We start from the raw sequence: 7,313 nt of genomic DNA, 5'->3' as shown, positions 1-7,313 counted from the left end.
ACTGCGATGGCATAAATTGCTATTTTGTTAGCTGAAATATTGAATTTTCAAGGTGCGAAGCCCATTTGGGGTATGGGAAGTCTTAGTTATTTAGTTGTATTTGTCTGACTGTTCTGATCCGGTATGAATTTCATAATATCGGAAATCTCACAGTTGATAACCTGACACAGTGTATTCAGAGTGGTAGTCGTGATCGGTCTGCCGCTTCTGAGGCGCTGGATCGTGTCAGGAAGGATTCCATGCCGGTTGATCAAAGCATATGTGCTGATCTGGCGATCGGCAATGGTTTTCCAGAATGGTTCATAAGAAATCATAGCATTCACCTCAATATAATAGAAATGTTAACATGATTCTTATTACCTATATGTATGTTTAAACATCTATTTTATGAAACACAAAAAACGGAAAAGATATTCAAAAACGTAAAATTACGGAAAAGATATTGAAGGGAAGAAAAAAGAGGAAGTGAGAAAACGATGGGATTTTTTGAAAAAGTGACAGAAGTGTTAAAACCGGTCGGGAAAGAGGCTGCGAAAGCTGTAAAAAATATGGCAATTTCCATTTTAAGGAAAAAGAATGCAAAATTCAGATTTTGTCCCAAATGCGGGAAAGAAATCAAAGAGAAAAAAGGTAAGTTCTGTCCGAACTGTGGAGCTTTACTTGAAGTAGCAGAAAATATAAAAAGAGCAGGCAGGGATACGAATCAGAAAAAGAAAGAAAAGCTGCAAATGCCACAAAAACCGGAGCGTATTTTAATTGCCAGTGCAGTATGTGTTGCAGTAATCGTTTCGGCTGTAACTGTCAGAAATTTTTATCCGGGAAAATCGCATGTCGCTTCAGTTGCTGGAATGAAAGCAGGTGAAAAAGAAGTATTAAAACCACATTTCAATAAAAGCATTTTGCCGGACAGTTTTTCCAAAAAGCAGAAGCAGGAACTGAAAAAAATATATGAAAGTGCTTATGAAGATGAAGCTTCTGCATTGGATGAATATATTGTTGCAAGAGCAAAGAGCGTTGATGAGGATGGCAGTAAGAACAGTGAATTTGATGAGGTATTGAATACTACCGAAAATCTGTATCAGATGATCAATCAATGGGATCCAAATCTGAAAAATGTTCTTGCGGAAGAAGCTGGATACCAGATGGGAGACAGTCCATTGCAGGAATATGCCATTGAGAGTGGAGTAGGAGCCTTACTTGGAGATGATGAACTTGGACAGACATTACGAAGTGTGGCTGTAGCTGCCGGATATTCTTTTATAAAAATGGTGGAGGACTGGAGTTCAGCTCAGGATGAGACGACAATGGTAGCAGACAGTATGCTTCCCGTGCAGGTAAATGAAAAATATATTTTATCCAGAACATACGGAAATATTGGCCAGATGTTTGATGAAATTGAGTTGAAAGAAGGCTATACGATCGTAAAGAAAATATTGGATGAACGTCTGGAGGCACTGCGAACCCAAAGTCCATTGGTGGATGATCTGACCGAAATGGATTCATACGATACCTGGATCATGGCAGAAAAGTGTAGTGCCAGAACAGAAGCTATCAATCAGAAAAAAACAGAAAGATACCAGAGGCTTTATCAGGCAAAAAGCCGTCTTCTGGAAGCAATTGGCATCCAGGATGTAACTGCGGTACTTGGAAATATGGAGCAGGATGAGAAATCAGCAGATATGGATGAAGACTGGAATACAGACGAAGAAGAGGATACAGACTTAAATGATCAGCTTGGCAATATTACTGAGCAGTATATTTATGAACTCTCGGATGATAAAGGAAAAGTTTACAGTATGTTTTCAATGCCAACTGTGAATGTGGGAAGTGCATTAAATGAAAAAGGAATGTATTCACTTACGATTGGAACTCTGGAAGATGAATGTGAATATCATGTGGTTCTGGATAAAGATGGAAGGATTCTGTTTAAAAGTCAGGAGCAGACAGAGGAGCAGGAAAAATGCATTTATTATGATATAACACCAAGCGGAAATGTTCTGAGAAAAACCTTTCATTCTGATTTTGAACATGGTGATTATCAGGTCCTTGAATGGGTGAAACCAGATGGAACCAGTAAGAAATTGCTGGAGGGTGGATATATTACGCTGTATACAGATGAAAATGGATATCTAACAGATCGTTATTGGAAACTGGGAGAGGAACAGAGTTATTACAGCGATTATTATGGATATACATGTGGATATACAAATGGAGACAGTCAGCAGACAAGTGGAATTATTGATATCAACAGAGGAAAACTGATTACGGATGATGAATACAATGAAATTATAGCTTCCCAGAACAACGCAGATACCAGTGAAGGAATCCGCTTAAATGAAAAGTATGTGCTGACAGAGAATAAAATTGTTGATAATTCAGGAAATACAGTTAAAAAAGTGGATAATGGGAGAGGCGTTAAAGATATTCGATACACAAACGGTGAATACTGGATCGTGACAAACTCCGACTGGTATTATATTCTGGATGATAAATTTTCACAGGTTCTGGCACCGGTCAAAATGCCGGTAAACAGTGATTATCGTATTCTGGAAGAGGGTTTGTTTATTGAAAATGCTTCAAAAGATGGAGATGATGATCTACGTCCGGATTATGCAGGAAGTTGTTCTCTGTATAATGATAAAGGGGAAGTGGCGTTAGATATAAAAGATGTATATATCAGTGATCTGAATGGATATATCTGTGGAAATGAAAATGTTGGCTGGACGAACCTTCGGACAGGAGAGCAGATGTTTTTGTCTTTGACAGACGGAATTACGGTTCAGCAGTGGGATACAGAAGCATAGATTTACCAAAGCCATAAATAGCCGAAGCCGATAGATAACTGAGAATTGGAAAAACGATTAAAAATCATCAAAACTGATAAAATGATCAGAAATTAAAAAGCTCTGGCATCCTGAAAATTGGTTCCGTATAAAAAATCAGGATTGCCAGAGTTTTTTTGCAAAATATAAAACTTTTTCCGCTTTTCATTTGTCAGTTTAGTGAAAGGAGAAAAATTTCTATTTTTACAAAAAACTTTATTTATATGGGAGAAACTGCAAATGTGGAAATGAGCAAATTTATGAAGTGGTTTGTGAGTCTGCTGCAAAGAGAAAGGGGATATACACAAATGTCAAAGAAAGATAAAGAGCAGATATATCTGAAAACTGTCAAACAAAAGAAATAACAGAAAGACAATACCAAAAAATAAACTGTTGAATCGGAAGGTTAAAAAATCTATAATAAAAACGACACTGATAAAGAAGGAGAAATCTATACAAATGAATTACAAACAGGCTGTGGAAGCAGCACTTCAGGGAAATGCGGATGCGTTTTCAGCACTTTATGAATCAACGCAGAACAATATGTATTATCTGGCCTTGAAATATATGAAAAATCCGGATGATGCGAAAGATGTTCTTCAGGATGCCTATATAAAAGCATGGCAGTCATTGCCGACATTGAAAGATCCGGAACATTTTCCGGCATGGCTTGGAAGAATCGTGGCAAATACCGCCAAAAATATGCTTGTAAAGAAAAAACCGGACCTGTTTTCGGAACTGGAAAAGGAAAATGAGGACGGAGATGAGTTCGTTTTCCAGATAGAAGATGAAAATACATCGTATCAGCCGGAACTGAATTATACACAAAAAGAAACACAGATTCTGGTGAGAGAACTGATTGACAGTCTTTCCGATGAACAGAGATTCTGCATCCTGATGTATCATCTGGAAGGGCAGAGTATCAAAGAAATTGCGGAGACATTGGATGTATCTGAAAATACGGTAAAATCCAGACTTAATTACGGAAGAAAAGCCTTAAAGAACAAAGCAGAAGAACTGAAAAAGAAAGGATACCAGCTCTACAGTATTGCTCCACTGCCACTCTTACTGTACCTGCTCCGCAGCGAAAGCAAGTCTCCTGCATTTACGCATGCAGCCAAAACAGTTATGCTTTCCAGAAAAGAAACCATTATGCAGCATGCAGGACAAAGTGTGCAGCTTTATAAGAATAATAACGGAAATGGAAGCGACAACGCCGGAAACGGTAATAATAACCGGAACGACAAAGGAAAAAATGTTTCCGGAACAGTTGCGAAATCAGCCGGTACAGCAGCAAAGCATTCCTTCTTGGCAAGCACAGCAGGAAAAACAGTTCTGGGTATAGCAGCAGGGCTTATTATCGGAGGAGGCTGTGCAGCAGGTGTGATATACCTGCATGATACTTTAACAGCGGTACCGGTAACTCAATATGAACCAGAGGGAAATGAAACAGAACAGACAACAGAGGAAGAAGCTTCCCGAAATACTGCGGATATTACAGAAACCCCACAGGCAGAGACGAATCAGGAAGAAGAGACGCAGGCAGAAGCAACACCTACACCGTCTCCGACACCAGAACCATCCCCGACGCCGGAATCGGCAGAGAAAATACTGGCAGATGATGAATATTCTTCTAAGATTGCCGGAAATCTGACCAAAGAAGAAATGGAATTTGTCTTGGCATATGGACCACAGGAAATGCCGATAGATGGAGACTCATATATGCCATATGCGATTACGCAGTTCGCACAGGGCAGAACAGCAGCCGGGGAGACATTCCTGCCAGAAGTCGGTCGTGGCACAAATGGATCCTATTTTTACAATCTGGCACAGTTTAACCGTTTGTATTCCGCATTTACTTCTTTCCAGCTTTCAGAAGATAATGACAGTGACACGGAATATGGTATAAATGTAGAAGGAGATAACATCTCTGTAATTCCGGGAACAATGGAATGGCATGCAGAGTGTACAATAAATTCAGCAGAATATACAGACACGGAGATGAAAATCCATTATACATATTTGAAAAGAGATCCGGAAGACGGAGAGTCAACGATCAATAAGGTGGCGACCCTGAAACCGGCAGAGAATAATCTGTATCGTATTACAAAAATAGAAGAAGATACGGGGGCAGCAGATAATCTGGAAACAGAAGCGGTACAGGAAACAACTGCGGCAGAAGGTGAGTCGGATTCGGTTACAGCAGCTTACCAGGCTGTTCTTGAGCAGATTGCGGCAGCTCAGCCGGAAACAGAGTTTAGTGAGGAACTTGGAGAAGCACAATATTCTCTGGAAGGAATGCCAGTCTATACATTATATGATATGAACCAGGATGGAACAGACGAGCTGATCGTGGGACAGGGATTTTACGAAAGCAGTCCGATTGGGGAAATGGTTTATCGTGTGTATACCTGTGAAAATGATGGCTCCGGATACCAGGCAAAAAAAGTCAGCGGAACCTGGGGTGATAACTGTTCTATTTTCCGTGCTCCGGATGGAAATGGACTGTATTCTTATTATTTTTCGAGAGGAACTGGAAAAGAAAGCTACACACGGATCACGATTCAGGACGGAACAATCGTAACAGATCTTACAGATTATGAGACACTGATGGGCTCAGAGGAATCCAATTCATTTTATGAGCAGTACCACCTGAACATGACAGACGTCTCTGATCTGAGCGCACTGGGAAATTGATGTTTCTGTTCTGAGTGCACTGGAAAATTGGTGAGAATGGATAAATGTTGTATTGACCATAAAATCATGTAGCAGTACAATAATCTTACAAAAAATACTCAGAGATGAGTGAGAAAGGGAGAAAAAGTTTATGAAAAAAACGATGAAAAAACTCATTGCATTAGCAGTAGTATTTGTCATGCTGCTGACTGCAGTTCCGGCGTTTGCTTCCGGACAGTCCTGCATCTACGGAGAAGACACAGTATCCGCAGTATTTTATCCAAATCAGAAGATGCACAACCAGTACTTTGGAAGTGTAGGAAGCACAAAGAAAATACAGGTAAAATCCAGCAACTCCAGAGTTGGAGTGTGCGTTACAGAAAAGTATGAGTATGGCTATAGTCTTTATTTCAGAGCAAAAAGACCAGGAACAACAACTCTGACAATTAAAGTTGGAAATGAAACAAAAAAGGTTAAGGCAATTGTAGCAAATTACACGAATCCGGTATCTTCCATTAAGCTGGGAAGCACAACAATTTCCGGAAGAAAATTCAATAAAGCGGACAAAATTACTGCAAGCTATGCACCACATGCCAATAAAAAAGTAAAAGTCAATGTTACAGGAAAAAAAGGATGGAAAGTTCTGTGTGTTGATTACTTAAAGAAGGGCTGGATGAAAACAGAAAGAGTAAAAAACGGAGCGAAAATACCTGTAAATGGAGGACGTGGCTATATCGTTATGGTAACACTGGAAAATGAAAAAACCGGTTTACAGGAAATGGTACAAGTGACTTTAAACTAAAACCTGAAAATATAAAAGCGTAAAAGAACGCTGCATTTCAGGAAAAACATAGATGCAGCGGTTCTGATATAAGGAAAAGAAATTATGAAGAAATTTTTAAAACAGATTTTGACAATTACATTAAGTGTTATGATGATTCTGGCAGCAATTCCTGTTCAGGCAGCAGCACCATCTTATCTGACGAAGAGCAAGACGATCACTCTGTATACGGGAAAAACTGCAAGACTTATGATGTATCAGAAAACATGGCTTGGCTTTTTTGCATCAGGAGTGGACAAAGTTAAATCTGTGAAAAACAGCGATCCATCTGTTGTGGAAGTATCAGCAGAATACGGAAGTATCTATGCAGCTCCGAAGAAAACGGGAAAAACCGTGATCACAGCAACAGATGGAAAAATTACTAAGAAATGTACTTTAAAAGTAAAAAAATATGAAAATCCGGTTGCATCTGTAAAAGTCGGAAATAAAACTGTTCCGGGCAGTAAGTTTGATGCAGATGCATATAGAGTTTTAAATTACTCTCAGTTTGCAAACAAGAGGAAAAAAATAACATTCAATCTGAAAAAGGGATGGTCAGTACAGGAAACATATTATGCACAGAATGGATGGATGAAATCGGAAGATATGCAAAATGGTGAGATTATCACAATTAAAGGCGGTAAAGGATTCCAGGTTGGTGCGGTAGTAGTGAACGACAAAACCGGACAGAGAGAAGACCTTCTTCTCTGGTTTAAATAAAAATAAGAAAATATTCTGGAGCATGATATGATTCTTTCGAGGGTCTATTGTTTCAGGATAGTCGAGAGATCTTTTTCAAAAAATAAATCTTTTTGGAGAGGTCTCTTTTTGTTATGAAAGTGCTGGAATTGCTATAGATCTGCTTTTAACCGAAAAAACGAAAACGCCCGAAACCCTGTAAATACACAATGTCATTAACTTAAAAGCAGAAGATATTTATTCCTAAAAGGATTAGATATCTCCTGCTTTTTTTGATATGCTTATATTGTAAAAAG

General features: G+C 39.0%; 5 protein-coding genes. 4 read left to right on the top strand and 1 reads right to left on the bottom strand.

Annotated features, from left to right (window positions below; genetic code table 11):
* Positions 1 to 86: 86 nt before the first annotated feature.
* Complete coding sequence (locus ACTNC0_RS17990; protein ID WP_441088461.1) at positions 87 to 314, bottom strand: helix-turn-helix domain-containing protein; 228 nt, start codon at positions 312 to 314, stop codon at positions 87 to 89.
* Between the two features lie 162 nt (positions 315 to 476).
* Between ACTNC0_RS17990 and ACTNC0_RS17985 the strand changes: the two genes are divergently transcribed.
* The 4 genes from ACTNC0_RS17985 to ACTNC0_RS17970 all read left to right on the top strand — a co-directional run bounded on the left by ACTNC0_RS17985 (position 477) and on the right by ACTNC0_RS17970 (position 7,038).
* Positions 477 to 2,804, top strand: a complete 2,328-nt coding sequence (locus tag ACTNC0_RS17985; protein WP_441088460.1) for a hypothetical protein — start codon at positions 477 to 479, stop codon at positions 2,802 to 2,804.
* A gap of 477 nt (positions 2,805 to 3,281) precedes the next feature.
* Complete coding sequence (locus ACTNC0_RS17980; protein ID WP_441088459.1) at positions 3,282 to 5,519, top strand: RNA polymerase sigma factor; 2,238 nt, start codon at positions 3,282 to 3,284, stop codon at positions 5,517 to 5,519.
* A 130-nt stretch (positions 5,520 to 5,649) separates the two neighbouring features.
* The gene (locus ACTNC0_RS17975; RefSeq protein WP_441088458.1) at positions 5,650 to 6,300 is read left to right on the top strand and encodes a hypothetical protein; all 651 of its coding nucleotides are present in this window, start codon (positions 5,650 to 5,652) and stop codon (positions 6,298 to 6,300) included.
* Between the two features lie 84 nt (positions 6,301 to 6,384).
* Positions 6,385 to 7,038, top strand: coding sequence for a hypothetical protein (locus ACTNC0_RS17970; protein ID WP_441088457.1), 654 nt, complete (start codon positions 6,385 to 6,387; stop codon positions 7,036 to 7,038).
* Positions 7,039 to 7,313 lie beyond the last annotated feature (275 nt).

Source organism: Blautia sp. HCP3S3_B11 (assembly GCF_052064435.1).
In the GTDB taxonomy this organism is placed as follows: Bacteria; Bacillota; Clostridia; order Lachnospirales; family Lachnospiraceae; genus Blautia_A.
Note: the sequence above shows the minus strand (reverse complement) of the source record. Positions and strands in the feature narration are given on the sequence as shown.

Excerpts from the sequence above, each read along its gene's own strand:
- ACTNC0_RS17990 (WP_441088461.1), bottom strand. The coding sequence starts at position 314 with ATGATTTCTTATGAACCATTCTGGAAAACCATTGCCGATCGCCAGATC.
- ACTNC0_RS17985 (WP_441088460.1), top strand. The coding sequence starts at position 477 with ATGGGATTTTTTGAAAAAGTGACAGAAGTGTTAAAACCGGTCGGGAAA.
- ACTNC0_RS17980 (WP_441088459.1), top strand. The coding sequence starts at position 3,282 with ATGAATTACAAACAGGCTGTGGAAGCAGCACTTCAGGGAAATGCGGAT.
- ACTNC0_RS17975 (WP_441088458.1), top strand. The coding sequence starts at position 5,650 with ATGAAAAAAACGATGAAAAAACTCATTGCATTAGCAGTAGTATTTGTC.
- ACTNC0_RS17970 (WP_441088457.1), top strand. The coding sequence starts at position 6,385 with ATGAAGAAATTTTTAAAACAGATTTTGACAATTACATTAAGTGTTATG.